This is a genomic window from Streptomyces sp. NPDC059037 (assembly GCF_042740015.1).
Lineage (GTDB): Bacteria > Actinomycetota > Actinomycetes > Streptomycetales > Streptomycetaceae > Streptomyces.
In genome coordinates this window covers 1-24885 of the sequence record NZ_JBHYIG010000140.1, presented here as the reverse complement: position 1 = coordinate 24885, position 24885 = coordinate 1, and the positions used below count along the sequence as shown (strand labels likewise).

Annotated in this window: 16 protein-coding genes; 5 read left to right on the top strand and 11 right to left on the bottom strand. The window is 72.1% G+C overall.

The window, feature by feature from the left end:
• From ACFWY6_RS26225 to ACFWY6_RS26175, 11 genes are all read right to left on the bottom strand, one after another.
• The coding region (locus ACFWY6_RS26225; protein WP_384694961.1) for a condensation domain-containing protein at positions 1 to 1770 on the bottom strand (1770 nt) is incomplete at its 3' end.
• Positions 1763 to 2722: a 3-hydroxyacyl-CoA dehydrogenase family protein gene (locus tag ACFWY6_RS26220; RefSeq protein WP_384694958.1), complete on the bottom strand. Its 960-nt coding sequence runs from the start codon at positions 2720 to 2722 to the stop codon at positions 1763 to 1765. The genes ACFWY6_RS26225 and ACFWY6_RS26220, both read right to left, overlap by 8 nt.
• Positions 2715 to 8255, bottom strand: coding sequence for a condensation domain-containing protein (locus ACFWY6_RS26215; RefSeq protein ID WP_384694955.1), 5541 nt, complete (start codon positions 8253 to 8255; stop codon positions 2715 to 2717). Before ACFWY6_RS26215 ends, ACFWY6_RS26220 begins: the two co-directional genes overlap by 8 nt.
• A 14-nt stretch (positions 8256 to 8269) precedes the next feature.
• Positions 8270 to 10222: an amino acid adenylation domain-containing protein gene (locus ACFWY6_RS26210; RefSeq protein WP_384694952.1), complete on the bottom strand. Its 1953-nt coding sequence runs from the start codon at positions 10220 to 10222 to the stop codon at positions 8270 to 8272.
• A 28-nt stretch (positions 10223 to 10250) separates the two neighbouring features.
• Positions 10251 to 11297, bottom strand: a complete 1047-nt coding sequence (locus ACFWY6_RS26205) for an HAD-IIIC family phosphatase (protein WP_384694949.1) — start codon at positions 11295 to 11297, stop codon at positions 10251 to 10253.
• On the bottom strand, positions 11294 to 12478 hold the full coding sequence (locus ACFWY6_RS26200; RefSeq protein WP_384694946.1) for an acyl-CoA dehydrogenase family protein: 1185 nt from the start codon (positions 12476 to 12478) through the stop codon (positions 11294 to 11296). The genes ACFWY6_RS26205 and ACFWY6_RS26200 overlap by 4 nt, the downstream gene beginning before the upstream one ends.
• Positions 12471 to 12791 carry an acyl carrier protein gene (locus tag ACFWY6_RS26195; RefSeq protein ID WP_384694943.1) on the bottom strand — a complete coding sequence of 107 codons (321 nt, stop codon included), beginning with the start codon at positions 12789 to 12791 and terminating at the stop codon, positions 12471 to 12473. Before ACFWY6_RS26195 ends, ACFWY6_RS26200 begins: the two co-directional genes overlap by 8 nt.
• Positions 12788 to 13801 (bottom strand): 3-oxoacyl-[acyl-carrier-protein] synthase III C-terminal domain-containing protein, encoded by a 1014-nt coding sequence (locus ACFWY6_RS26190; RefSeq protein ID WP_384694940.1) that lies wholly within the window; start codon positions 13799 to 13801, stop codon positions 12788 to 12790. Before ACFWY6_RS26190 ends, ACFWY6_RS26195 begins: the two co-directional genes overlap by 4 nt.
• A gap of 69 nt (positions 13802 to 13870) precedes the next feature.
• The gene (locus ACFWY6_RS26185) at positions 13871 to 15319 is read right to left on the bottom strand and encodes a phytoene desaturase family protein (RefSeq protein ID WP_384694937.1); all 1449 of its coding nucleotides are present in this window, start codon (positions 15317 to 15319) and stop codon (positions 13871 to 13873) included.
• 332 nt (positions 15320 to 15651) lie between these two features.
• Positions 15652 to 16260: a response regulator gene (locus ACFWY6_RS26180; protein WP_384694934.1), complete on the bottom strand. Its 609-nt coding sequence runs from the start codon at positions 16258 to 16260 to the stop codon at positions 15652 to 15654.
• A gap of 3 nt (positions 16261 to 16263) precedes the next feature.
• A complete protein-coding gene (locus ACFWY6_RS26175; RefSeq protein WP_384694931.1) occupies positions 16264 to 17301 on the bottom strand; it encodes a sensor histidine kinase in 1038 nt (345 codons plus the stop codon).
• Positions 17302 to 18016: 715 nt separating this feature from the next.
• Here ACFWY6_RS26175 and ACFWY6_RS26170 point away from each other — a divergent pair.
• The 5 genes from ACFWY6_RS26170 (at position 18017) to ACFWY6_RS26150 (ending at position 24749) form a co-directional block, all read left to right on the top strand.
• Positions 18017 to 18718 (top strand): helix-turn-helix domain-containing protein, encoded by a 702-nt coding sequence (locus ACFWY6_RS26170; protein ID WP_384694929.1) that lies wholly within the window; start codon positions 18017 to 18019, stop codon positions 18716 to 18718.
• Positions 18719 to 18954: 236 nt separating this feature from the next.
• Complete coding sequence (locus ACFWY6_RS26165; RefSeq protein WP_384694927.1) at positions 18955 to 19365, top strand: hypothetical protein; 411 nt, start codon at positions 18955 to 18957, stop codon at positions 19363 to 19365.
• The gene (locus tag ACFWY6_RS26160; protein WP_384694924.1) at positions 19365 to 20537 is read left to right on the top strand and encodes an MAB_1171c family putative transporter; all 1173 of its coding nucleotides are present in this window, start codon (positions 19365 to 19367) and stop codon (positions 20535 to 20537) included. Before ACFWY6_RS26165 ends, ACFWY6_RS26160 begins: the two co-directional genes overlap by 1 nt.
• Positions 20538 to 20685: 148 nt before the next feature.
• Positions 20686 to 22185 carry a 3' terminal RNA ribose 2'-O-methyltransferase Hen1 gene (locus ACFWY6_RS26155; protein WP_384694921.1) on the top strand — a complete coding sequence of 500 codons (1500 nt, stop codon included), beginning with the start codon at positions 20686 to 20688 and terminating at the stop codon, positions 22183 to 22185.
• On the top strand, positions 22182 to 24749 hold the full coding sequence (locus ACFWY6_RS26150) for a polynucleotide kinase-phosphatase (protein WP_384694919.1): 2568 nt from the start codon (positions 22182 to 22184) through the stop codon (positions 24747 to 24749). The genes ACFWY6_RS26155 and ACFWY6_RS26150 overlap by 4 nt, the downstream gene beginning before the upstream one ends.
• Positions 24750 to 24885 lie beyond the last annotated feature (136 nt).

Below are 24885 nucleotides of genomic sequence, written 5' to 3'. Positions count from 1 at the left end.
GTCCAGTACGAGCGTCGGGGCGGCCAGGTCCGCGTGCGCGGCGTCGGTCAGGACGACAGCGGGCCGCGCGTCGTCGACCATGAAGCGGAGCCGGTCGGCCGGGTAGGCCGGGTCGAGCGGCAGGTAGGCCGCTCCGCTCTTGAGCACCGCGAGCATGGCCACGACCGTCTCGGCGGACCGGGGCAGCAGGATGCCGACCACGCCCTCGGGGCCCGCTCCCCGCTGGACGAGCAGCCGGGCGAGGCGGTTGGCACGCTCGTGGAGTTCGCGGTACGTGAGGCTGCCGTCGCGGTCCTTGACGGCGACCGCTTCCGGGGCGCGGAGGGCGGCGGCGTCCAGCAGACCGGTGAGGGTACGACGGTCCGGGAGCCGCTGCTCGTCCCCTCGGCTCCAGTTGCGTACGGCCGCCAGTTCGGCACCGCCCAGCAGCTCGATGGCGCCCACCGGGCGGCCGGGGGCGGCCACCGCCGAGACGAGCAGACGCTGGAAACGCCGTGCGTGGGCGGCGAGTTCAGGGGTGGTGTATGCGCCGGGTGCGCCGCGGAAGGCTATCCGGGGGCGGCCGTCGGCGGGGTCGTCGTCGATGACGACACGCAGGTCCTCCCCCGTATCGGGCTCGGCGCCGAAGCGGCGGACCGTGGCGGTGAGCGCGCCGAATCGGATGCGCGGGCCGGGGGTGCGGACGTCGGCGACCGGACCGTACAGCGGCCGGCCGGTGTCTGCCGCGGGCGTCGGCCCCGCCGCGTGCACAGCCGCGCGGATCTCCGCGTGCCGCAACCTCTGGTGGGCCCTCACCCGGCCGCTCGCCTCGGTGACGTGCTGTACGAGGTGGCTGAAGCCGGTGTCGGGCCGCACCGTCAGGCGCAGCGGCAGGACGTCATCGGCGGCGCCCGGGCAACGCTCGGCGGCCCTGCTCGGCCGTCCGTCCACGGGCAGTCCGACGACCAGGTCCGTGCTGCCGGTGATGCGGTGCGTGTAGGCGGCGACGGCGGCGACCAGTACGGCCTGCGGCCGGGCGCCGCTGTAGCGGGCGGCGGCGTGGATCCGCTCGGCGTCGGCTGCCGTGAGCGTCAACTCCTGGGACGCGGGACCGGGTTCGGCGGTGCCGGGTTCTGCCGTGCCGGCGAGCGTCACCGGTTCGGTGTGGCCCGCGAGGCGCTCGCGCCAGAAGGAGCGGTCCCGGTCGGGGCCGCTCGACGCGCGGTAGGCGGCCTCCTCGTCGGCGAGCCGGCCCAGCGGTGTCAGGGCGGTGCCGGCGAGCGGCAGCCCCTCGGCACGGGCGGTGTAGATCTCGGCGGCGCGGCGGGTGACCAGCGCGGTGCCGTACCCGTCGAGGGCGGCGCGGTGATGCAGGTGCAGCCAGCGGTGGCGGCGCGCGGAGAGCCGCAGGAGCACCTGCACGGACAAGGTGCCGTCCTCGTCGGGCAGGACACGGGCGAGGGCGGCGCGTGTCCATTCCTCGGCCGCCGCATCGGGGTCGGATTCGGCCGAGAGGTCCACCTCGGGCAGCGGAAGCCCGTCGTCGACCTCGGCCTTGACGGCTCCGCCGTCCGCGCCGCCCGCCGGTATCCGCAGGCGCACCGCCTCCGCCTCCTGCACGACCTGCGCGACCGCCGACCGGAACCCCGCGACGTCGAGCGGACCGTCGATGTCGACGGCTTCCGCGACGTACGGTCCCGGCCCGGACAGGCCCTGAGGGGTGTGCGCCCGGTGCCAGGTCTCCCGGCCCGCGAGGGACAGCTCGACATACGCACCCTGGTGGTCAGCCATGGCTGGTCTCTCCTTGCGGAACGCGCTGGGCGTGGGTCGGGGCCGGGATCTGGGTCCCGGGTTCGGGATAGGGGTAGAAGCCGCCACCCGTCTTGCGGCCGGTGCGGCCCTGCGCCACGAGGCGGGCAAGGAGCGGGGTCGGGCGGAAGCGGTCGTCGCCGGTGTGCTCACGCAGTACGTCGAGCGAGTCGACGACGGTGTCGAGACCGATCAGGTCCGCGGTGCGCAGGGGGCCCATGGGGTGGCCGAAGCACTCCTGGAAGATCTGGTCGACGGTCGCCGCGTCCGCCGTGCCCTCGTCGAGCACGGCGGCGGCCTCGTTGAGGGTCAGCATCAGCACGCGGTTCGTCACGAAGCCGGGCGCGTCGCGGACGACGACACCGTGCTTGCCGATGCCCGCCAGGAACTCCTCGGTACGCCGCACGGTGTCCTCGCTGGTGCCCGGCGCGCGGATGACCTCGACGGTGTCCTTGAGGGGGGCGGGGTTCATGAAGTGTGTGCCGATGACCCGGTCCGGGCGGCCGGTGAAGGAGCCGAGGCGGGTGACGGGAATACAGGAGGTGCAGGACGCGAAGACGGTCTCGGGGCCGCACACCGCATCCAGTTCCCTGAGGATCAGCTCCTTGACGGGCTCCTTCTCCACGGCGCACTCGACGACGAAGAGGGCGTCGGAGAGGTCGGCGAGCTCGGCCGACCAAGTGACGGGCGCGGCCGCGGTGTCCCCCGCGCGCCGCGGGCGGCGCCCGAGCATCCGGGCCAGCTTCATCCCGGCACGCAGCCTCTCGGGTCCGCTCCCCAGGGCGTCCGGGTCGGGGTCGACGACCACGACCGGGTGGCCCGCCTCCATGAAGCACTGGGCCACTCCGATGCCCATGGTCCCGGCACCCACGACGCCCACGGTCGCGGGTGCGGCCGCCGTCGGGGCCGGCTCGGCGTTGTCTTGTTCACCCACGGCTGGGGCCTCCTTCGATCGGCTCCGGTACGTCATCGGGGTACGGCTCTCGGGCGGCGCCGGGGCGCAGCGCGGACAGCGGTGAGTCGGGGGCGCCGACGGCGGCGCGCAGGAGCGCGACGAGGTCGTCGGCGATGGCCGTGACCGTCGCGGCGTCGAACAGCTCGGTGCGGTACTCCACCGAGACGTACAGCTCGGCCGCGCCCGGCCCCTCGGTGACGGACCACGCCAGGTCGTGAACGGTCGTGGCGCGGGGCAGGGTGAGCCGCCCGGTGCCGGGTCCGTGCCAGGGCACGGCACTGATGTCGAGCCCGGCCCGGGCGCCGAAGCCGCGCGGGACGCGGTGGTGGGCGTAGGTGACGTCGAACAGCGGCGTACGACCCGGCTCGCCGGGCAGTCCTGCGGCGCGTGCGATGTCGTCCGGCGGTACGTCGCGGTGGTCCTGCGCCAGCGCGAGCACACGGCGGACCCGTTCGGTGAGCGTGTCGAAGGTGGGATCGCCGCCGAGGTCGACGCGGAGCGGCAGGCCGCCGGCGAACGGGCCGATCAGCTCGCCGACTTCGGGGCGGGCGGCGCGGTCGTCGAGGCGGCGGCCGGGCGATCCGCCGGTGTCCGGTGTCGAGCCGATGAGACCGATGACGGCCTCGTCCGCCCCGGCGCGCAGGCCGAGCAGGGCCGCGATGCCCGCCAGGAGCCGTTCCGCCGTCGCCGTACCGGCGAGGTCTTCGGGGACGCGTACGTCGTGGACGGCGGCCTCGCCCGTGCCGCCTACCGGCCGCGACCGGTCGGCCGGGAGGTCGAGGGCGCGGACCCCGGCCAGCGCGTCCCGCCAGTGGGCGAGGCGCTGGTCGAGGAGCCCGTCGGCGCGCAGTTCACGCTGCCACCGGGCGTATTCCGCGTACTGCACGGGCAGGGCGGGGAGTTCGGCCGGGCGTCCGTCAAGCCTGGCCTCGTAGAGCGCGAACAGGTCGCGGAAGAACAGCTCCGGCTGACCGGCGTCGTAGTCCTCCGGGCGTGTGCTGACCACCAGGACGTGTTGCGAGGGGCCGGTCGTCACCAGCAGGGCGCGCAGGCGCGGGCCGGTCGTGGATGCGCGCATCAGGCGGGCCTGTTCGCGGGCGAGTGCGTGCGCCGAGGCGAGCGGGTCGGTCTGGTGCGCGGTGGTGGTGAGGGTGAGGGCGTCTCCTGTGCCGGGGCGGCGGGAGCGCAGTACGTGGTGGCGTTCGGCCAGGTCGTCGAGGGCGGAGCGGAGGGCGGCTTCGTCGACTTCGCCCTGCAGCTGGAGGCAGCCGGAAACGGGGGACGCGTCGCGTGCCTCAGTGAGCTCGGGCTCCGGCTTCGCCTCCCGGCCGGCCGGGAGGTCTCCGTAGCGGATGTCCGCGTCCGTCGCGGCGGCTTCAAGCAGCTCAAGCAGCGCGTCGCAGAGGGCGGCGACCGTGTCCGGGTCGAAGAGCTGGGTCGCATACTCCACCACCACGTCCAGGGACTCCTCCCCTGCCCGTTCGGCGACGACCATCGTCAGGTCGAACTTGGCCGTGCCCGGCGGCAGTCCGGGAAAGTACGGGCCGGTGTCCTCGTCGCTGTTCGGGCCGAACAGGTGCTCGCCGATGGCGACGTCCGGCGGCAGCGTCTGGTGGACGTACATCACGTCGAAGATCGGGTTCCGGCCGGAGTCACGGTCGGCGACCTCGCGGACGATCCTGTCGAAGGGGATTTCCTGGTGGTCGAGCGCGCCGAGCACCACACCCCGGACCTGGCGCAGCAGTTCCCGGAACGTCGGGTCGCCCGAGAGGTCGGAGCGGAGCGCGACGGTGTTGTTGAAGAAGCCCAGCAGTCCCCAGAGTTCGGGGCGGCTGCGGCCGATGGTCGGTGTGCCGATCACGATGTCCCGCTGCCCCGACTGTCGCGACAGGAGCAGTTTGAGACCGGTCAGCAGGACCGTGAAGAGCGTGGTGGCCTCGGCGGTGCCGACCGCCCGCAGCCGGTTGACCAGTTCGGCGGGGATGGTGAAGCCGTGGGCGGCACCGGCGAAATCCATTCGGGTGGGGCGGGGCCGGTCCGTGGGCAGGGCGAGCGCGGGCGGGTCCGCCAACTGCTCGCGCCAGTAGTCGAGTTCACCCTCCAGGAGTCCACCATCCAGCAGGTCGCGCTGCCAGCGGGCGTAGTGCCGGTACTGCACGGGCAGCGGATCCAGGCGGTGTACGCGGCCCTCGCTCCTGGCCGCGTAGAAGTCGCGCAGCTCCTTCGCCTGGATCTGGGGTGCCCAGCCGTCGTTCACGGCGTGGTGCATCACCCAGCACAGGAGGTGGTCGTCGGGCGCGAGGCGCACCACGGTGACCCGGACCAGCGGGTCGCGGGCGAGGTCGAAGACCCAGTCGGTCGCCTCCTTGACGACGGCGCGAGCGGCGGCCTCGGGGTCGGAGGCGGCGGAGAGGTCCTCGTACCGGAAGAAGTCGCCGAGTTCCGGGCGCACGGTGAGCCGGGGGCGGCCGTCGGTCTCCACGAAGTTGGAGCGCAGGACCTCGTGGCGGTCCGCGAGATCCCCCCAGGCGAGGCGGATGGCTTCAGGGTCGAAGGGGCCGCGGTGCCGGGCGACGCCGGGGAGGTTGTAGAGCGTGGTGTCCGGGTCGAGCTGGTGATGGAACCACATCCGCTCCTGCCCGTACGAGAGCACGAGGTCGTCGCCGGCGACGATGGGCGGCAGGCGGTGACCATCGCTCGCGCCTTGGCCTGCCGGGACGGTCCGCGGCGGGGTGGAGGCGGGTGTCGGAGAGGGCGTGGAGTGCGTCTGTCGCGTCGGTGGGGTGGGTTCCTGCGGCAGCCGGGCGGTGATGGCGGCGGCGAGGGCACCGACGACGGGGTGGTCGTAGACGTCCACCAGCTTGAGATGGACGCCGTAGCGCTGTCGTACGTGCTCGACGAGCTGGAGCGCGATGATGGAGCTGCCGCCGATCGCGAAGTAGTCGTCGGTGGCGGCGACTTCGTCGGCGTGCAGGAGCTCCGCGAGGGCGCCGCGGAGCCAGTCGGGCACCGTCGCCGATTCGGGCGCGGATTCGCCGCCGGGTGTGGGGGCGGAGTGGGGTACGGGGGTGGGGGCGACGGGGAGCGGAGCGGGCGCCTTCGCGGCCCGAGTCGCCGCGGCAGGCGCTTCCGCGACCTGGGCCGTCGGGGCGGGCGCGGCCTGGGCGGGCGCGGCCACCGCGAGCCCCGGTGCCCCCGCCGTCGGGGCGGGCGCCTTCGCCGCCTGAGCCGCCGAGGCAGGCGCTTGTGCCGCCTGACCCGCCGAGGCGGGCGCCGCCTGAGCCGGCGCGGCCACCGCGAGCCCCGGTGCCCCCGCCGTCGGGGCGGGCGCCGTGGCCGGCGACTGCGGGCTGCGGACCCAGCAGGGCACACCGTTCAGGGGGCGCACCGGCAGAGGGATCCGGCGGCCCGGGGTGTTCGCGTACCCGAGCGTGGCCGTCAGCTCGGGCCAGTCGACGGCGTGCCCCGTCCGGTAGAGCCGGGCCAGGACGGTGAGCAGGCCCTCCTTGTCGGAGCCGAGTGTGAGGACCGTTGCGTCCGGGCGGTCCGCGAAGTACTCGCGCAGCTGGTCGCCGAGCTCGCCCCGGTCGGCCAGCTCGACGAAGACCACAGGCCCCTCGCCGGTCTCGGCGTCGGCCGCCGCGCGCAGTCGCTCCGGGTCGGCCGGCTGCGCGCTCTCGCTCTCCGTACGCGCCAGCGCCGCGCGGTCGGCCTCGGACAGGCCGCCCTGGAGGTGGCGAACGGTGTACCGGGCGATCCCGGAGCTCATCAGCCCGTCGGGAACGATCCCGGACCGGGTGAGCCGGGCATGCGCGGCGAGGTGGCGCCGGACCAGAGCGGCGCGGTCGGCCGGGACGGGCAGGCCGTCCGGCAGCGGCGCGTCCGGCTCGGTCCAACTGCCCGCGTCGGCCCGGGACCCAGCCCCGTACTCGTACTCGTACTCGTCGAATGTGGCGTCTCCCGAGAAGAGGAGCACCACGCGCGGCCGCTCGGCCACGCCCTCGGCCGGTGCGAGCCGTTGCCATGTCACCTCGGCCGCGAGCGCGACCGCCAGGTCGGCGGTGCGGCGCACCACCGCGCTCACGCGGTACGGCTCGTGGTCCCGCCCTTCGTTGAGCGTCCGGGCGACGTCCGCCAACGGCCTCGTACTGTCGCGGAGTTCGAGCGAGAGCCGTTCGCACTCGGCGACAAGACCGGCCGGAGTGCGGGCGGACACACCGACAAGCCGGGCCCCGCCGTCCGCCTCGGCCTCCCGCACGGGAGCGGGCGCCTGCTCGACGACGCAGTGGGCGTTGATGCCGCCGAGGCTGAAGGAGCTGACGCCCGCCCTGCGCGGCCCTGCCTCCGCCGCCCAGGGCCGTACTGTCGTGACGACGTCGAGGCGGGCGCCGTCCAAGTCGACTTCCTCAGCGGCCTGTTCGAAGTGCAGCGAGGGGTACAGCTCGCCGTGGTGCACGCTCAGCACCGTCTTGACCAGGCCGGTGATCCCGGCAGCGTGGTCGAGGTGCCCGAGGTTCGTCTTGACCGATCCGATCGGCAGGGCCGTCGCGCCGCCCGCCCTGGCGAGCGCGAGGCCCTCCGCCTCGACCGCATCGCCGAGCCGCGTGCCGGAGCCGTGGGCCTCGACGTATCCGGCGGTGTCGATGTCCAGGCCCGCGCCGCGCCAGGCCTGGGCGATCACGGCGGCCTGGGAGCGGGCGCTCGGCGTGGCGATGGTCGCGGAGTGCGCGCCGTTGTGCACGACCGAGCTGCCCCGGATCACCGCGTACACGTGCGCGTCGTCCGCGATAGCCCGGTCGAGCGTGGTGAGCAACAGCACGGCGCCGCCCTCCCCGCCGCCGGCGCCGTCCGCCGCCTGGTCGAACGCGCGGGACCTGGCGGTCGGCGAGCTGATGCCGGGGAAGTCGGCGACGGCCTCGACGGGCGCGACGACCGGGCGCAGGCTCACGCCGCCCACGACCGCGAAGTCCGCGTCGCCGTCGCGCAGTTCACGGCTCGCCTGGTGTACGGCGACGAGGGAGCCGTTGCAGCCGGTGTCCACGCCGTAGCTGGGGCCGGTGAACCCGAAGAGGTGGGAGATCCGGGCGGGCAGCATGCAGGGGATGTTGCCGACCATGGTGAGGGTGCCGGGTTCGCGGACCAGCGAGGCGTAGCCCGTGTGCGGCGAGCTGAAGACCACGGCGGTGCGGCTGTCGCGCAGCGCGGCGGGGGCGTATCCGGCGTTCTCCAGGGCCTCGTGGGCGAGGTGAAGGGCCAGCCGGTGCTGCGGGTCGGTCACCTCCGCCTCGCGCCGCGAGAGCCCGAAGTGCGCGTGGTCGAAGAGATCGATGCGATCCAGGTAGCCGAGCTCCGGATAGGTGACGGAAGGGTCGAGACCGGTGGACGCGATGCGCTCGGCGGGGATGGGGCGCACCGAGTCGACCCCGGCCAGGAGGTTCGCGCGGAACGCGGCGATGCTGTCTGCGCCGGGAAGGCGCGCGGCGATGCCGATCACCGCGATGGGGGTGCGCATGGGGCGTTCTTCCTTCACAGTTCGTAGGCGGCCGGGGCGTTCGGGGTGCGTGCCGGGATTCCGGGGGCAGGGCCTTCGCCGGTACCGGGACCGGCCCCGGTCCCGGTCCCGGTCCCGGTCCGGCTGACGATCGCGTCCGCCTGCGCGGAGATCGTGATGAGGTCGAACAGCTCCCCCACGCGCAGCACCCCTGGCCACTGCTCGTTCAGACGGGCGTGCAGATCGATGATCTTGAGTGAACTGCCGCCCACCGCGAAGAAGTTGTCGTCAGGACCGATGTCGGAGTGGCGCAGCACGGCCGCCCAGATCTCGCCGACGGCGCGCTGCGGTCCGCTCCACCGCGGGTGGCGCGGGGCGCGGCCCGCTCGGGCTCGGGCGAGCGCGCTCAGGGCTGCCCGGTCGGCCTTGCTGCTGGTGTTGAGCGGCATGGCCGTGAGGGGTACGAACTGAGCGGGCACGGCCTGTTCCACGAGGTGGTCCAGGCAGTGCCGGCGCAATGCGGCCGAGGTGTCCGAGGAGGGCGGCGCGATGCCCGGCGCGGCCGGTGTCCAGAAGGCGACAAGACGGGACCCGCCGCCCGCCTCTTCTGCTCGGCCCGTCTCGGGTTGGTCCGACTCCGCTTGGTCCGACTCCGCTTGGTCCGCCTCGTACAGCACGACTGCCTGTCCCACAGCCGGATGGGTCTCCAACACGCTCTCGATCTCGCCGAGTTCGACGCGCAGGCCGCGCACCTTCACCTGGAAGTCGGTCCTGCCGTAGTAGTGCAGCGCCCCCCGGCCGTCGACGAGGGCCCGGTCGCCCGTGCGGTACAGCCGGGTCCCCGGCAGCCCGAAGGGGTCCGCGACGAAGCGTTCGGCCGTCCTCGCGGGCTGCCCCGCATAGCCGATGGCGACGAACGTCCCACCGACGTACAGCTCGCCCACGGTCCCGGCCGGGACCTCGCGCAGCCGCTCGTCCAGCACGTACGTGGTGGCGCCCGGCCACGGGCGGCCGATCGGGACGCGCTCCTGGTCCGGGTCGGGGTCGGGCTCGACGGTGCAGGAGATGGTCGTCTCGGTGGGCCCGTACTCGTTGGCCAGGCGCACGCCCGGCAGCAGCCGCCGGTGGGTGCGGACCAGTTCGGGCGTGCAGACCTCGCCCGCGACCACGACCAGGCGCAACGTGTCGGCAAGCAGGGTGCTGTGGTCGAGCAGCGCTCGGTAGTAGGACGGCACCACGATGAGGTGGGTGGCGCGGTGCTCCCCGGCGAGCAGGGCCAGTTCGCGGGCATGCCGCAGTTGGCGGGTGTCGGGGAGCAGCAAGGTGTGGCCGCCCCGGAACGACCAGAACATCCCGCCGAGCATGCCGTCGAAGGAGAGCCGCATGGCCATCAGGTACGTGGAGGGCTCGGTGCCGTAGACGTCGGCGCGCGGCGCGGTGGACGCCGCGAGCTGGGCCCGGCCGACCACGACGCCCTTGGGGATCCCGGTGGAACCCGAGGTGTAGACGAGGTAGGCGGGGGCGCTGTCGGGCACGGGCGGGTACGGGTCGTCCTGCTCCTGGGATCCCGCGGCGACCAGCGCGGGCACGTCGAGCCCCGCCGCGTCGATCCACCGGGACGGTGCGGCAGGTCCGCCCGGGTCCGCCCCGCCCTGCTCGGGCGCGGCGCTCAGCAGGACCGCGCAGTCGGTGTCCCGGCACAGCTGCCGCACGCGCGCCGCGGGCAGGTCGGGCTCCAGGGCGCACCAGGCCGCGCCGACGCGCAGGGCCGCGAGGACCGCGATCACGGCGACGGCGCTCTGCTCGACACGTATGCAGACCACCCGCCCCTGACGCGCGCCGTTCTCCCACAGCAGCCGGGCGAGCCCGGCGGACGCGTGGTCGAGTTGTCGGTACGTCAGCTCTGTCGCCCCGACGATCAGGGCGGTGGCGTCGGGGGTGCGGGCGGCCTGCCGCCGGAAGTCCGTCAGGACGGTGTCGCACTGCACGGGGGCAGCCCTCCCTCTCGTATGCCTCTCAGGCGCGGCTGAGTACCTGGATGTGCTGCTGCCGCTGAGGCGTGGCGCGGGCCGGGTCCACGGCGAGGACCATCAAGGGGCCTTCGGACGCCACTTGTTCGTATCCGGCGAAGCGGAGCGTGACCAGCATGTTGCGGTTGACGTCGGTGGGGACGAAGTGGGCGACGGGTCTGCGGCCGCCCTCCCGCGCCTCGCGGATCAGCTCGGTGAGCAGTACGCCGCCCACACCGCGCGACGCGACCCGGCAGGACATGAGCATCAGCCTCAACACGGCGTCGTCGTGGTGCAGTTCGGTGACGGCGAGGCCGATGACGCCGTAGTCCCCGAAGCGGTCCCGCAGTTGCGCGATGCGCACCTGGTGGTCGGGCGACGTGCTCAGCCCGCGCAGTTCCCGGGCGTCGTACGTCAGTCCCGTGCTGTTCAACTGGTGGGTGCGTACGGTGAGTTCACCCGCACGGTCGAGATCGTCCGAGGCTGCCGGGCGCACCTCCATGACCAGGTCCAGGGAGGCGAGGAACGCCTGCCGGTCGGTGCCGAACTCCTCCTGGGCCTCCCGGCGCCGCCATTCGGTGCGGTACAGCTTGCGCCGCCCGGCCGCCTCGGCGGTGATGTGCTCCGGCTGGAAGTCGGACAGGGCGGGAAGGCGGGCGACGTCCTCGGCCGGGTAGCAGCGGACCGAGGGGAGAGCGGCGGCGACCTCCGCCCGTTCCGCCGGGTCGTTGTCGATGAACGCGATGGTGTCCAGGCCGATGTCGAGGGTTTCGGCGATGTGGCGCACGGCGGCGGACTTGTCGTCCCAGCCGACCTGGACCGCGCAGAACCAGTCGTCGAGGCCTCGCTCGGTCAGATGGCGGGCGATGACCGCGGGGTCGCTGCGGCTCGCGGCCGCGTGCAGCACACCCCGCTTGTCCAGCACGGCGAGGGTCTCCAGCGCTTCGGGGAAGGGGTCCGGGTCGTCCTGCTCCAGGACGACGCCGTCCCACAGCGTGTCGTCGAGGTCCCAGACCAGGCACTTCACGGTCGGGGAAGTCGCGGGTGCGGTCATGCCGGGCCCCCGGCGGTCGGCCCGGCGGTGCCGGGGCGGTACGGGCGCACGAGTCGTTCGGCGATGTGCGTTTCCAGCACCTGCTGCGCTCCTTCGATGATCTCCATGACCTTGGCGTCCCGGAAGTGGCGTCCGCTTCTGCTGTCCGGCTCGCATCCGACGGAGCCGAGGAGTTGTACGGCGTCGCGGCTCACCGAGGCGGCGGCGGACGCTGCCGCGTACTTGGCGACGATGGTCTCGGCGACGCCGAGTCCCGCGCCGCGCGCCCGCGCACCGGCCGCCCGCTCGGCCAGTTGACGGGCCGCCAGGGTGTCGACGTACGCCTTGGCCAGCAGCGAAAGGACCCGTTGGTGGCTGTCGAGAGGGACACCGTCCTGTACGCGGGTCGCGGTGTGCTCGGCCGCGTCGGCCAGGCACGCGTCGGCGATGCCGACACACCCCCAGGCCACGGTGAACCGGCCGTGGTCGAGCGCGCTGCCGACCACATGACTGAGCCCGAGGCCGGACGGGGCGACGAGGTGGTCGCGGGGCACCCGTACCGCGTCGAAGGTGACATGAGCGATCCGCGCGGCGCGCAGGCCGAGCTGGCCGCGTACCGCCTCCCTGGACACTCCGGGGCGGTCCGCTTCGACCAGCACAGTGGCCGGCCTGCCGTCCGTCTGCCCCAGGACCAGGTACACGTCGGCGACCTCGCCGAAGGTGACCCACCTCTTGCGTCCGCTCACCGTGACCGTGCCGCCGGCGCCGGTGTCGTCCACCTGGGTCTGGACTGCCCCCAGCGCACTGCCCGCGCCCTCTTCGGTCGCGGCGAATCCGGCGGTCAGCTCGCCGCTCGCGAGCGGCACAAGCCACTCGTCCCGCTGGGCGCGTGTCCCCCAGCGGTGCAGCGCGGCAGCGACCATGCCCTGCACGGTCAGCAGGCCACGCATCGACCCGCACACCCCTCCCAGGAGCGCGGCCGTCTCGCCCAGCGCCGCGGGGCCGATGCCCGCCCCGCCGTACGCCGTGGGCAGATCGGCGGCGAGCAGTCCCGCGGCGGCCATCTCCTTGCGTACGGAATCGGGCAGCGCCCCCTCCCGGTCCCAGTCGGCCGCCGCTTCCTGAACAGCCGATGCCAGCTCCGCCGCCGCGCGCAGCACGGCTGCGGCCCGGCCGTCGGCGGGTGCTCCGGCGTCAGACACGGTCGTCGCCTAAGTCCGCAGGGGCGGCCTCGCCCGTCTTGCGCAGCACGAGCCGGGTGATGTTCCCCGCGGTGCGGAAACTCTCCACGTCGAGGTCCTCGACCTCGACGGTGAGGCGGAAGGTCCGCTCGACGAACGTGACCAGCTCCAGTGCGAAGAGCGAGTTGGCGAGGCCCAGCGCGAAGTAGTCGTCGTCGGGCCCGACGGGCCGGTGCAGGGCGGCGGTGAGGAAATCGATGACGACCCGGGTGATGTCCTCGGGGACGGCTCGGGCGGCCGCGGTGTTCCGGGTGTCATGGACGGGGTTGGTCACGCCACGGCCTCCTGGGGACCTATTTCGACCAGCAGCAGGCTCCAGGCCGCCACCGGGCTGACGTTGATCAGGACGACACGGTCTCCGGTCGCGAACTCCTTGCGCTCCAGGGCCGTATAGAGGTTGAGGAAGACGTCGTTCGGGCCGAGGTGGCCGTAGCGCCGCAGGTTCTCCCGGCATACGGAGTGGATCTCTATGCCCAGTGCTTCCTCGGTGAAGGTGTGGCTTCCGGCGGAGAGGTTGTGGCTGAAGTAGCCGCGCACGTCGCCCCGGTCCAGGCGGTTGCGCTCAAGGAGCTCGCCGAGGAGCTCCGTCAGCCTGTTGCGCGTCTCCATCGCGAGCTGGAAGGAGTAGCCGCGCAGGTCGGTGCACTCCTCGCGCCACTGCGCGGTGGGCCGGTCCCGGTACTTCACGTGGAACAGGTCCCAGTACTGGCCCTGGGTGCGCTGGACGACGTCGAGGATCCGCACCGGGCCGCCGCGGGACACCACCAGGGCGAGCCCGCCGTCGCCGTTGACGGTCACGGGGTGCCGGTAGCGGGTCGCCGCCGCGGGTCTGCTGCCGTGTGCCACCAGGACGTGGTCCGCCGACCGGTCGGCCGCGAGCAATCCGCGGGCCGCGAGGAGCGCGGGGGTGATCGATACGCAGCCGAGGCCGCCCACCGAGAAGACCGTCGCCGTCTCGGCGCCGAGCAGGTGCTGCAGGCGGGTCGGCTCGGAGCTGAGGAGGGTCTCCGGTGCCCGGGACTCCACCAGGATCAGCCCGCTCAGGTCCCTGGCGGTCAGCCCGGCCTCGTCCAGCGCGCGGCGGGCGGCGCGCTCGGCGAGACCGACGGCGCCCAACTCGTCGTCGACGCGGACGGTTTCGATGCCCAGGCCCTGGAGCGTGCGCTGCGCCGCCTCGTCCCTGGCCGTCAGGGCCGAGACCTCGGCGGTGCGCTCCGGCAGGTACCAGGCGGCCGAGCGCACCGCGATGGGCTCGGCGGTGCTGCGACTGGCATGCGGGGTCATGTTTCCCTCCCTCCCGTGGTTACGGCTTGTCGGATGCTTGCGTGCTCGGTGGTCACGGCCCGTCGTGCGCTACGTCCTGCCGTGCGGGGCCAGTGATGGCGGGACTCGGATGCCGTGTTCGCGGCGCAGCGCGGAGAGCGCGGCCAGATGGCCTGACATCCCGTGCACGCTGGGTCCCGGAGGCGTGGAGGCCGAGCAGAGGTACAGGCCGGGCAGCGGGACCTTGTACGGATCCCACTGCGCGGCGGGGCGCAGCAGCGACTGGCGCAGGGTCATGGCCCCGGCTCCGATGTCGCCGCCGACGTAGTTGGGGTTGTATGTCTCGTACTGGGCGGCGCTCACGCCGCGCGCGGCGACGACGGTGTCGCCGAAACCCGGCGCGTACCGCTCGATCCGGCGACGGACGAGGTCGACGGGGTCGCGCGGGTCGCCGTGCGGAACGTGGGCGTAGGCCCAGACGGGACGCTTGCCGCCGACGGCCCGGCCGGGGTCGGTCGCGGCGGGGTCGACGAGGAGTACGAACGGCTCGGGGTCCCGGGTGCCGCGTACGGCCGCCGATTCCGTACGGAACATGTCGGCGCGGGTACCGCCGAGGTGGACGGTGCCGGCCCGGCCGGTTTCGGGGTCGGCCCATGGGATGGGTCCGGACACCAGGAAGTCGACCTTGGACGCCCCCGGTCCGTACCGGAAGCGTTCCAGGGCCCGTCGGTAGCGCCCGGGAAGCCGGTCGCCGGCGATCTGGAGGAGCCCCTTGGGGCTGGTGTCGAGCAACACCAGGGGTACGTCCCCGAGTTCGCCGAGGTCCTTGATGTGCTGTCCGGTGTGGATGCGGCCGCCGTGCGCGGCGATGTCCGCCGCGAGGGCGTCGGCGATGCGGCCGCTGCCGCCCCGGGGCAGCGGCCAGCCCGTGCTGTGCGCCAGGTGTCCCAGGAGCAGCGCGACGGCGCTCGCGGCCGGCGAGGGGAGTCTGCCGACGGCGTGCGCGGCGACACCGGTGAGCAGGGCACGAGCCCGCTCGGTGCGGAAGGGCAGCCTGGTGGCATGGGCGAGGACCCTGGGCGCGAGGAGGAGCGGCGCCGCCAGGTCGTCGGGGACGGCGCGCTGGCCGGAGAGGATGAGGTCGACGACGCCCTGGCTGTGTGCGGCGAGCGGCGCCATGAGCCGCCGCCAGCGTCCGCCGTCCGCGCCGAGTCCGGCGCTGGTCTGGGCGAGGTCGCGGTGGGCGAGGACGGTGTCCTCGCCGAACAGCGGGTGGGCGTAGGGGATGTCGGGCTGGAGCAGCTCGACGCCGCGTGCGGGCAGATCGAACTCCCGGAAGAAGCGGGACGCGGCCGCCATGGGGTGCACCGCCGCACAGATGTCGTGCACCACGTCGGAGTCGAAGAGCGGCTCGGTGCGCAGACCGCCGCCGAGCGTCTCGTGCGCCTCGTACAACTCGACGCTGAGGCCCGCCCGCAGGAGCGTGACAGCGGCGGCGAGCCCGTTGGGGCCCGTACCGACGATCACCGCGTCCGTCATGCGACGCCCCTCTCGCTGGTCTCACGGAGGGCTCGTACAAGGCCCTCCGTCGGTCACACGCTGGATACAAGCAGCACCCGAGAGCCCTCGATATGGCGCAGATCACACCCCTAAGCGGAGCTGACCCTTCTGGATGCTTGACATTCGTCATGACTCCGCGATGACGGATGCCACCATGATCCATGCCGCAATTGCCGCCTTGACCTGCAATTTCGCCGCATCGATCGACGACGCGGACACCGTCGACGCAGAGAATGTGACCGACGCCACACGAGTTCGGGATCGAGCTTCCCCGCTCCGCAGGGGTCGCTCCGCAGGGGTCGCTCCAGGGGTCAGATCCAGCCCTGCCGACGGGCGACATGGGCGGCCTCATGCCGGTTCGCCGCCTTCAGCTTGCCGGCGATCCGCGAAAGGTAGTTGCGTACGGTCCCGGGGGACAGGACCGCGCGCTGCGCCACCGTGTCTATCGGAGCCCCGTCCGACGACAGCGCCAGGATGTCCGTCTCCCGCCGGGTCAGCGGGGACTCTCCCGCCGAGATCACCTTCGCGGCCATCTCCGGATCGACATAGCGGGCGCCCTGGTGAACCTTTCTGATGATGACGGCCAGTTCTGTCGCGGACGTCGTCTTCGGTACGAATCCCCAGGCTCCCGCCGACAGGGCCGACGCGAGATATCCGGGCGCCGTGTGGGAGGTGACCACGACGCACCGTATGGAGGGCTGGGCCTGCTGCAGATCCCGGATGACACTGATTCCGCCCTTGTCGGGCATGCTCAGGTCCAGCACGCAGACGTCCGGAACAAGCTTCTTCGCCAACTCGGCGGCTCTCACACCACCTGCGGCCTCACCGACCACTTCGAGGTCTCCCTCTGCCGCCAACAGCGCGGAGAGTGCCCCCAGGATCAGCTTCTCGTCATCGGCCAGGAGGACTCGAATCCGCACGGCTCATTCCTCTCGCGCAAGGGGGACAGTGACCAGGAGGCGGTACGTGCCGCGAAGCTGAGGCCCGTGCTCCAGGCGCCCTCCCAGCGGTGCGACGCGCTGCTTCAGCCCGTCCATGCCCGTACCGGGCTCCGGTCGCCGGCCCGGCATGTCACGCACACCGTCGTTCACCACCCGCAAGACGCACTCCCGCGCTCCGCCCGCGCCGGACACGGCCAGCGTGATCGTGCAGGCAGTGGCGTCGGGCGCGTGCCGTATGACGTTCGTGGCCGCTTCCCGCACGGCCCAGCCGAGCACCTCCCGCACCTCACCGGGCAGGCTCGGGCCGCAGTCCTCATCGGTGACCTCGCACCGGATGCCGGAGGCCCGGAGCAGGGAGCGCGCGCTCTCCAGCTCGTCGTCGAGCGGCGCGGTGCGCACGGCGTTCACCACCGCCCGCAGCTCGCTCTGTGACATCCTCGCCAACACCTGCACCTCCTCCATCTCCTCCAACTTGCCGGTGCGCGCGATGAGTTCGGACTTGATCGCGATGACGGCCAGATGCCGCCCCAGCGTGTCGTGCAGATCGCGGGACATCCGCAGCCGCTCCTCGGCCACCGCCAGCAAGGGGGCCACACCCGCGGCCGTCTCGAGCCGGGAGATGACGGAGACAGGTCGCATCGCATTGCGGACGGCGAAGACGACGGTCAGCAGGACGCCCCCGGCGACCAGCGCCGAGGCCACCGGGGCGTGCGGGCTGACGGCGGCGGCCACCACAACACACGTGGATCCGGTGAGCAGTTGAACGCGCAGCGGCAACTCGGCCACCGCGACGGCCGCGGGCACGACGGCCATTCCGGAGAGCGGGACGACCTCCGCCCGCGCGAAGGCACCGGTATAGGGGAGCAGCCAGAGGCAGGCCAGCCACACGGCGGCGGGGGCGAGCAGGGCGAGCGGCGGGACCGGATAGGGGCATCCGGTCCACACCGGACGCAGCAACGCCCCCAGATGAAGGGCGTAAAGGACGGATACGAGCCCGAGGACGGGGTGCGGATCGGGCATCTCCGCAATCAGAATGAAAACTAAAAGGGGTGCGGTCAGACAGACGGCGAGTCCCTGCCGGGTATGCCTCGCAAGCCTTTCGGCATCCCGGCGTGTGGCGTGCAACTGCGTGAATTCCATCGGAGGCCGGCTCGAAACCCGATCAGGGAGCGGGGCGGATGCGATGGGCGGGTACGGACAGGACTCGGGCAGGTAGGGCAAGACGAGCCTCACAAGGTAGGTGCATCACGCAGTCGGAGGCATGGGGCAGACCGGCCCCATCGCACCGCGGAGGGGGATCCCCGCCCCAGCGGGACGGCACCCGAATCCGACGTGATCAATGGCGCGCGCCCAAGAGAGCGGCAGCCAGGAGAGACTTATGTGCTCAAAGAGACTTCTGCCCGGGGGAACATCGGGCGTCGGCGGCGAAGGCCGCACAAGGGTGCATCGGCGCATCTCGCGTCGCGTGAAGCCTGAAAGTAGACATGAAAATCCCCCTGAACATGCCGTGCTGGAGATACATCCGCGTGATCAGCCGTTCGCACCGAATCCTCACCGCCCACCCGCACAAGTGTCAACTATTGGTGGCACCCTCACGAAGCCTCCCGAATGACCTGCCTGATGACCCACCTGATGACCCGCAACTCTCCGATGTAGGGGAGCGCCTATGTGAAGCAGGTCGGGCCCTCTAGACTCCCCTGACCCCCCACGCCCTGAGCAGACAAGGAGCTTGGCTGTGAGTGAGAGTGGTGACGAGCTGGCCCAGCGGGTGGCAGTGCGCCTGGAGCGCCTCTTCCAGAACGTCATCCCAGCCCGGCTCGGCCGGCCATGGACGAACCGGGAAGTCTCCGAGGCCACGGGCGTGGCAGTGGGCCGGATCGCCGGCCTTCGCCGCGGCCGACCGCTCGAACCCCTGCACCGCGACCCTCCGCAGGAGCACATCTCCGCACGCTTCACCGACCGCCTCAACCATCTCCTGGCGCAGCGCGTGGACGAGCAGGGGCAGCGCTATTCGCTGCGGGCGGCAGCCAGGGCATCGGGGATGTCCTCGACGTATCTCGACAAGCTGCTGGAAGGCCGCAGCCAGCCCACACTGTCGAAGCTTGCGCCGCTGGCCGCCTTCCTCCGGATCGGCATCGACGCCCTCCTGACGGACGATCTGGGCTCCATCGCCCACCACTTCGGAGTCCGCAGGGAAGCCCTCACCTACGACAGCGGCGAGCTGGTGGTCATCGAGCTCGAAGACACCCTCGAGGCCCTGGCCGCCTATCGCCGCATCGCCCACAATCCAGCCGCCGTGCAGATCGCGTTCCGCATGGCCGGCCTTCCCCCGGGACAGGCGTCCGAGGTCGCTGCCGCGGTGGAGAGCCTGCTCGCAGACCCGGACCCGGACCCGTCCCCGCACGACGCCGCCTCACAACCCCCCGGCCCTCATTAGCCCGACACCACCGATACGGCATTTGCAAACGCGCCGAGCGGCCAAATATTTCGCACCCGTGTCCAGGACGAGGCGGGGAGCCATAGGATCACCCGTACGTGGCCCTGACCAGACCACAGGCGTCCAGACCATACGGGGGCAACATGCGAATAGGCCGTGAACGGCGGCGCGCAATCAGGCTAATTCGGGAACTCGATCTTCCGGAATTGCCTGTGCTAAAGGATGTAATCGAATCGGTGGCACGAGCGCGGGACAGACCGGTCGAGGTCGCCTACCGCCGACTCCCCTCCGGTCTCACCGGCTTCTGCGCGCAGTTGACCCACCGCGATGTCATCGTCATCGGCGACAGTGCGTCCCCCCTGAACAGAATCCTCACCGGCTGCCACGAACTCGTGCACCTGTGGCGCGGGCACACTCCGACGCCAGGCGCCCTGTTCGACAGCGCCACCGCGCGCACGCTGCTGCCCGGGATCCGTCCGGACGTCGTCCGCGGGGTCTTGATGGGGCGCTCCCACTACGGAGCGCCGCTGGAACGGGAGGCCGAGGTGGTGGCCACCCAGTTGGTCACCATGCTGGACCTGCGGGCGGATCAGATCGGCAACGCTCAGCTCGCGGCCTCTCTGGCCCATCGCAGAACCGGTGTCTGATGACGGTCCTCAACACCGTGTACGTCGTCCTCTACTTCCTCCTCTGCGGGGTGTCGGTCCTGACGGCGGCCAGCAAGATCCTCGCGCTGCGCAACAACTTCTCCCGCTCTCTGTCCATCCTCGCCTGGGGAACCCTGCTGGCCGCCGGTTCCTTTCTGATCATGTATCCCGCCGTCTACCGGTGGATCGGAGCCGTCTCCGGCATCCCCACGCTCGGCGCCCTGCTGATCTATCTGTGCATCTTCGGCTTCGCCATCAACTCGCATGTGCTGGTGCGCCTTTGGAGCCAGGACCACGGCGTCGTCTGCCCGCTGGGACTACGCCGCCTGGCCCGCCCGGCCACGCTGTATCCGCCGCTCGGCATTGCCATGGTCGCGCTCTACTTCACGGCTTCCTTCAACTTCCCGCAGGAGCTGCGGACGGGCCGCATCACCGCCGAAACCCACCCCCTGGCGGTGTACTTCTTCGCCACCACCTGGGTGGCCATCGCCACTCCCCTCCTTGCCACCGCCAACCACTGCAGCAAGATCCGCATGGCCTGCCAGTCCGAGCACCCCTCCATCAGCCGGGGCCTGCGCGCAGTCCAGATCGGGGCGCTCCTCCTGGGGTCCTCGTACGCGCTCAAGCTCGTGCCGCTGACGGCCAGTTCCTTCGGCGCCCATCACATCGACGTACTCCACCTCGGCACCCCTCTCCTGAGCGGCGCCGGCACCCTTCTTGTGCAATACGGCTATCTGGCACCGGCCCTGGGCGCCTGGATGGACGAGCGCCGTGACTTCCGCACACTCCGCCCCCTGTGGAAACTGACCATGCAGGCCAGTGATCCACGCCTGGCACTCGCCCCGCCCGGCCCGCTCACGGAGAAGCTCGCCCTCAACGTCACCAAGTGGTACCTGCCCCGCCGCATCATGGAGATCTCCGACGCCATCCACGCTCTTCACCCCTGGATGCGCCCCGAGCCCGCTGACCGCGTCCGGCAGTCAGCCCGCTCCACCCCCACCCCGGACCTCACGGCCGCCTGCGCGGCCGCCACGCTCATCGATGCGATCACCCGCAAACGACAAGGCGTTCCGCCCCGGCCGGACACCCCCACGACTCCCCTGCTCTCGGTCCCGCCGGCCGAGGAACGGGCCCACCTGGTCCGCATGGCCACCGCACTCCAGCACGCGTAAGCCCTGGCGCCCCGGGCCGAGCGAGGCCGGCGGAGGGAAAATCCCTGAGTCCGCCTCCGGTGTTCGCTGTACGTTGTAGAGGCGCGCCGGAGGGACGGCGTCGCGCTGGAGTATCCCAGCTCAGATCCCGTTTTGAGGTCTACCCACCGTGTTCCTGACCATCAGTACCACCGGCACCCCTGAACGCCCCGCGACCGACCTCGGGTTCCTGCTGCACAAGCATCCCGACAACGCGCAGCGCTTCTCCACCTCGCACGGCACGGCGCACGTCCTCTACCCCGAGGCGACCGCCGAGCGCTGCACCGCGGCGCTGCTGCTTGAGGTGGACCCGGTGGCGCTCGTGCGCCGGGGCAAGGGCAAGGGGCGCGGCGGTGCGGCCGACGCGGCACTCGCGCAGTACGTCAACGACCGGCCGTACGCCGCGTCCTCGCTGCTCTCCGTCGCGATGAGCACGGTCTTCAAGAGCGCGCTGCGCGGCGTGTGCAACGCCCGTCCCGAACGGGCCGCGGCCCCCATGCCGCTGCGCATCGAGGTGCCCGCGCTGCCCGCGCGCGGCGGCGCCGAGCTGGTGCACAAGCTGTTCGGTCCGCTTGGCTGGGACAGCGTGAGCGCCGAACCGGTCGCGCTCGACGAACAGTTCCCCGAGTGGGGCGACTCGCGTTACGTACGCCTTGTCCTGGAGGGCGAGTTGCGGCTCGCCGACGCACTGCGGCAGCTGTATGTGCTGCTGCCGGTCCTCGACGACGCCAAGCACTACTGGGTCGCGCCCGACGAGGTCGACAAGCTGCTGCGGGCGGGCGAGGGCTGGCTGGCCGAGCACCCCGAGCAGAAGCTGATCACCAGCCGCTATCTGTCGCGCCGCTGGGGTCTGACCCGGCAGGCGATGGAGGCCCTTGAGCTGGTGCGGCTCGCGGAGGCCGACGACAGCGAGGTCGAGGAGATCGACAACGCGGTCGACGAGACGACAGACACCGAGGAGAAGCCGGTGCCGCTCGCGGTCCAGCGGCGCACCGCGATCGTCGAGGCGCTGCGCGCCGCCGGAGCGGCCCGGGTGCTCGATCTCGGCTGCGGGCAGGGGCAGTTGGTGCACGAGCTCCTGAAGGACGTGCGGTTCACCGAGATCGTCGGCGTCGACGTCTCGGTGCGGGCGCTGACCATCGCCGCGCGCCGGCTGCGCATCGAGCGGATGGGCGAGCGCCAGGCGGACCGCGTGCGGCTGATGCAGGGCTCGCTCGCCTACACCGACAAGCGGCTCAAGGGGTACGACGCCGCCGTCCTGAGCGAGGTGATCGAGCACCTCGACCTGCCGCGTCTGCCCGCCCTGGAGTACGCCGTGTTCGGCTCCGCCAGGCCGCGGACCGTGCTCGTGACCACGCCCAACGTCGAGTACAACGTCCGCTGGGAGACGCTCCCCGCCGGGCATGTGCGCCACGGCGACCACCGCTTCGAGTGGACGCGCGAGGAGTTCCGGAGCTGGGCCGGTGAAGTCGCCGGACGGCACGGCTACGACGTGGAGTTCGTGCCCGTCGGGCCCGACGACCCCGAGGTGGGGCCGCCCACCCAGATGGCCGTGTTCACGATGATCGCCGACGACGGCAAGACGGCCCATGGCAACAAGCCGAGCGCGAAGGAGGCGAAGGCCGCATGACCAGTACCGAAACCAGCACGGGTGCCGACAAGAAGCGCACTCTCCCGGTGACCGACCTCTCCCTCGTGGTCCTCGTCGGCGCCACCGGCTCCGGCAAGTCCACCTTCGCGCACCGCCAGTTCAAGGCGACCGAGGTGATCTCCTCGGACTTCTGCCGCGGGCTCGTCGCCGACGACGAGAACGACCAGAGCGCGAGCCGGGACGCCTTCGACGTCCTCCACTACATCGCCGGGAAGCGGCTCGCCGCCGGACGCCTCACCGTCGTGGACGCGACCAATGTGCAGGCAGAGAGCCGCAAGCAGCTCGTCCAGCTGGCCCGCCAGTACGACGTGCTGCCCATCGCGATCGTCCTCGACCTGCCCGAGGAGGTCTGCGCCGAGCGCAACGCGACGCGCCCCGACCGGGCCGGCATGCCCCGCCACGTCATCGCGCGCCACCGCCGCGAACTGCGCCGCTCGCTGCGCGGCCTGGAGCGCGAGGGCTTCCGCAAGGTGCACGTGCTGCGCAGTGCGGCGGAGGTGGAGAACGCCGAAGTCGTCCTGGAGAAGCGCTACAACGACCTCACCCACCTCACCGGTCCCTTCGACATCATCGGCGACATCCACGGCTGCCGCTCCGAGCTGGAGACCCTGCTCACCAAGCTCGGATACGCCGACGGGGCGCACCCCGAAGGCCGTACGGCCGTCTTCGTCGGCGACCTCGTCGACCGCGGCCCCGACAGCCCCGGCGTGCTGCGCCGCGTCATGGCGATGGTCGCCGCCGGGAACGCCCTGTGCGTGCCCGGCAACCACGAGAACAAGCTCGGCCGCTACCTCAAGGGCCGCAACGTCCAGCACACCCACGGCCTCGCCGAGACCATCGAGCAGCTGGAGAAGGAGGACGCCAAGGACCCGGAATTCCGGGAGCGGGTGCGGGAGTTCATCGACGGACTCGTCAGCCACTACGTCCTCGACGGCGGCAAGCTCGTCGTCTGCCACGCCGGCCTGCCCGAGAAGTACCACGGCCGCACCTCGGGCCGGGTCCGCTCGCACGCCCTGTACGGGGACACCACCGGCGAGACCGACGAGTTCGGCCTGCCCGTGCGCTATCCGTGGGCCGAGGAGTACCGGGGCCGGGCGACGGTCGTCTACGGCCACACTCCCGTGCCGAACACCAGCTGGATCAACAACACCATCTGCCTGGACACCGGCGCCGTCTTCGGCGGCAGGATGACCGCGCTGCGCTGGCCCGAGCGTGAACTCGTCGACGTACCCGCCGAGCAGGTCTGGTACGAGCCCACCCGGCCCCTGGCCACCGAGGCCCCCGGCGGCCACGAAGGCCGGCCGCTCGACCTCGCTGACGTCAGCGGCCGCCGGACCGTGGAGACCCGGCACTCCGGCCGCGTCGCCGTGCGCGAGGAGAACGCCGCGGCGGCCCTGGAGGTCATGAGCCGCTTCGCGGTGGACCCCCGGCTGCTCGCCTACCTCCCGCCCACCATGGCTCCGACCGCGACCTCCCAGGTCGAGGGCTACTTGGAGCACCCGGCCGAGGCCTTCGCCCAGTACAAGGCGGACGGTGTCGCGAAGGTCGTGTGCGAGGAGAAGCACATGGGCTCGCGAGCGGTCGCCCTGGTCTGCCGCGACGCGGACGTGGCGCGCGAACGCTTCGGCGCCGAAGGCCCGACCGGCGCGCTCCACACCCGCACCGGACGCCCCTTCTTCGACGATCCGTCCGTCACCGAGGAGATCCTCGGCCGACTGCGCGCCGCCGTCACCGAGGCCGGGCTCTGGCAGGAACTCGACACCGACTGGCTGCTGCTCGACGCCGAGTTGATGCCCTGGTCCCTCAAGGCATCCGGCCTGCTGCGCAAGCAGTACGCCGCCGTGGGCGCCGCGTCCCGAGCCGTCTTCCCCGGCGCCATCGCCGCCCTGGAGGCGACCGCCGCCCGCGGCATCGACGTCGGAGACCTGCTGGCCAAGCAGCACGAACGGGCCACCGACGCAGCCGCGTTCACCGAGGCCTACCGCCGCTACTGCTGGCCGACGGACGGCCTGGACGGCGTACGCATCGCGCCGTTCCAGATCCTCGCCGCCCAGGGCCGCTCCCTGGCGGCCGTACCGCACGACGAGCAGCTCGCCTGGCTCGACCGCCTCGTCGAACACGACCCGACCGGTCTGCTCCAGACCACCCGCCGTCTCGTCGTCGACACCGGCGACGAGGCGTCCGTCCAGTCGGGCATCGACTGGTGGCTGGAGATGACGAGCCGCGGCGGCGAAGGCATGGTCGTCAAGCCGCTCCAGGCGCTCGTGCGCGACGGGAAGGGCCGGCTCGCCCAGCCCGGCATCAAGGTGCGCGGCCGCGAGTACCTGCGGATCATCTACGGTCCCGAGTACACACGCCCGGACAACCTGGACCGGCTGCGGCAGCGCTTCCTGAACCACAAGCGCTCGCTCGCCCTGCGCGAGTACGCCCTCGGCCTTGAGGCCCTGGACCGGCTCGCCGACGGGGAGCCGCTCTGGCGCGTCCACGAGGCGGTCTTCGCCGTCCTGGCCCTGGAGTCGGAGCCGGTCGACCCGAGGCTGTGAGGCTCCGCCCGCCAACAGAGCCGTCGGCAGTGGGACATTACGTGCCGCGGCCGGCGGCGGCAACACGGGTGGGGCAAACCCCGTGTCTTATACACAACAGACGCTGCCGACGACAAATCAAGTGTAGATATAGGTG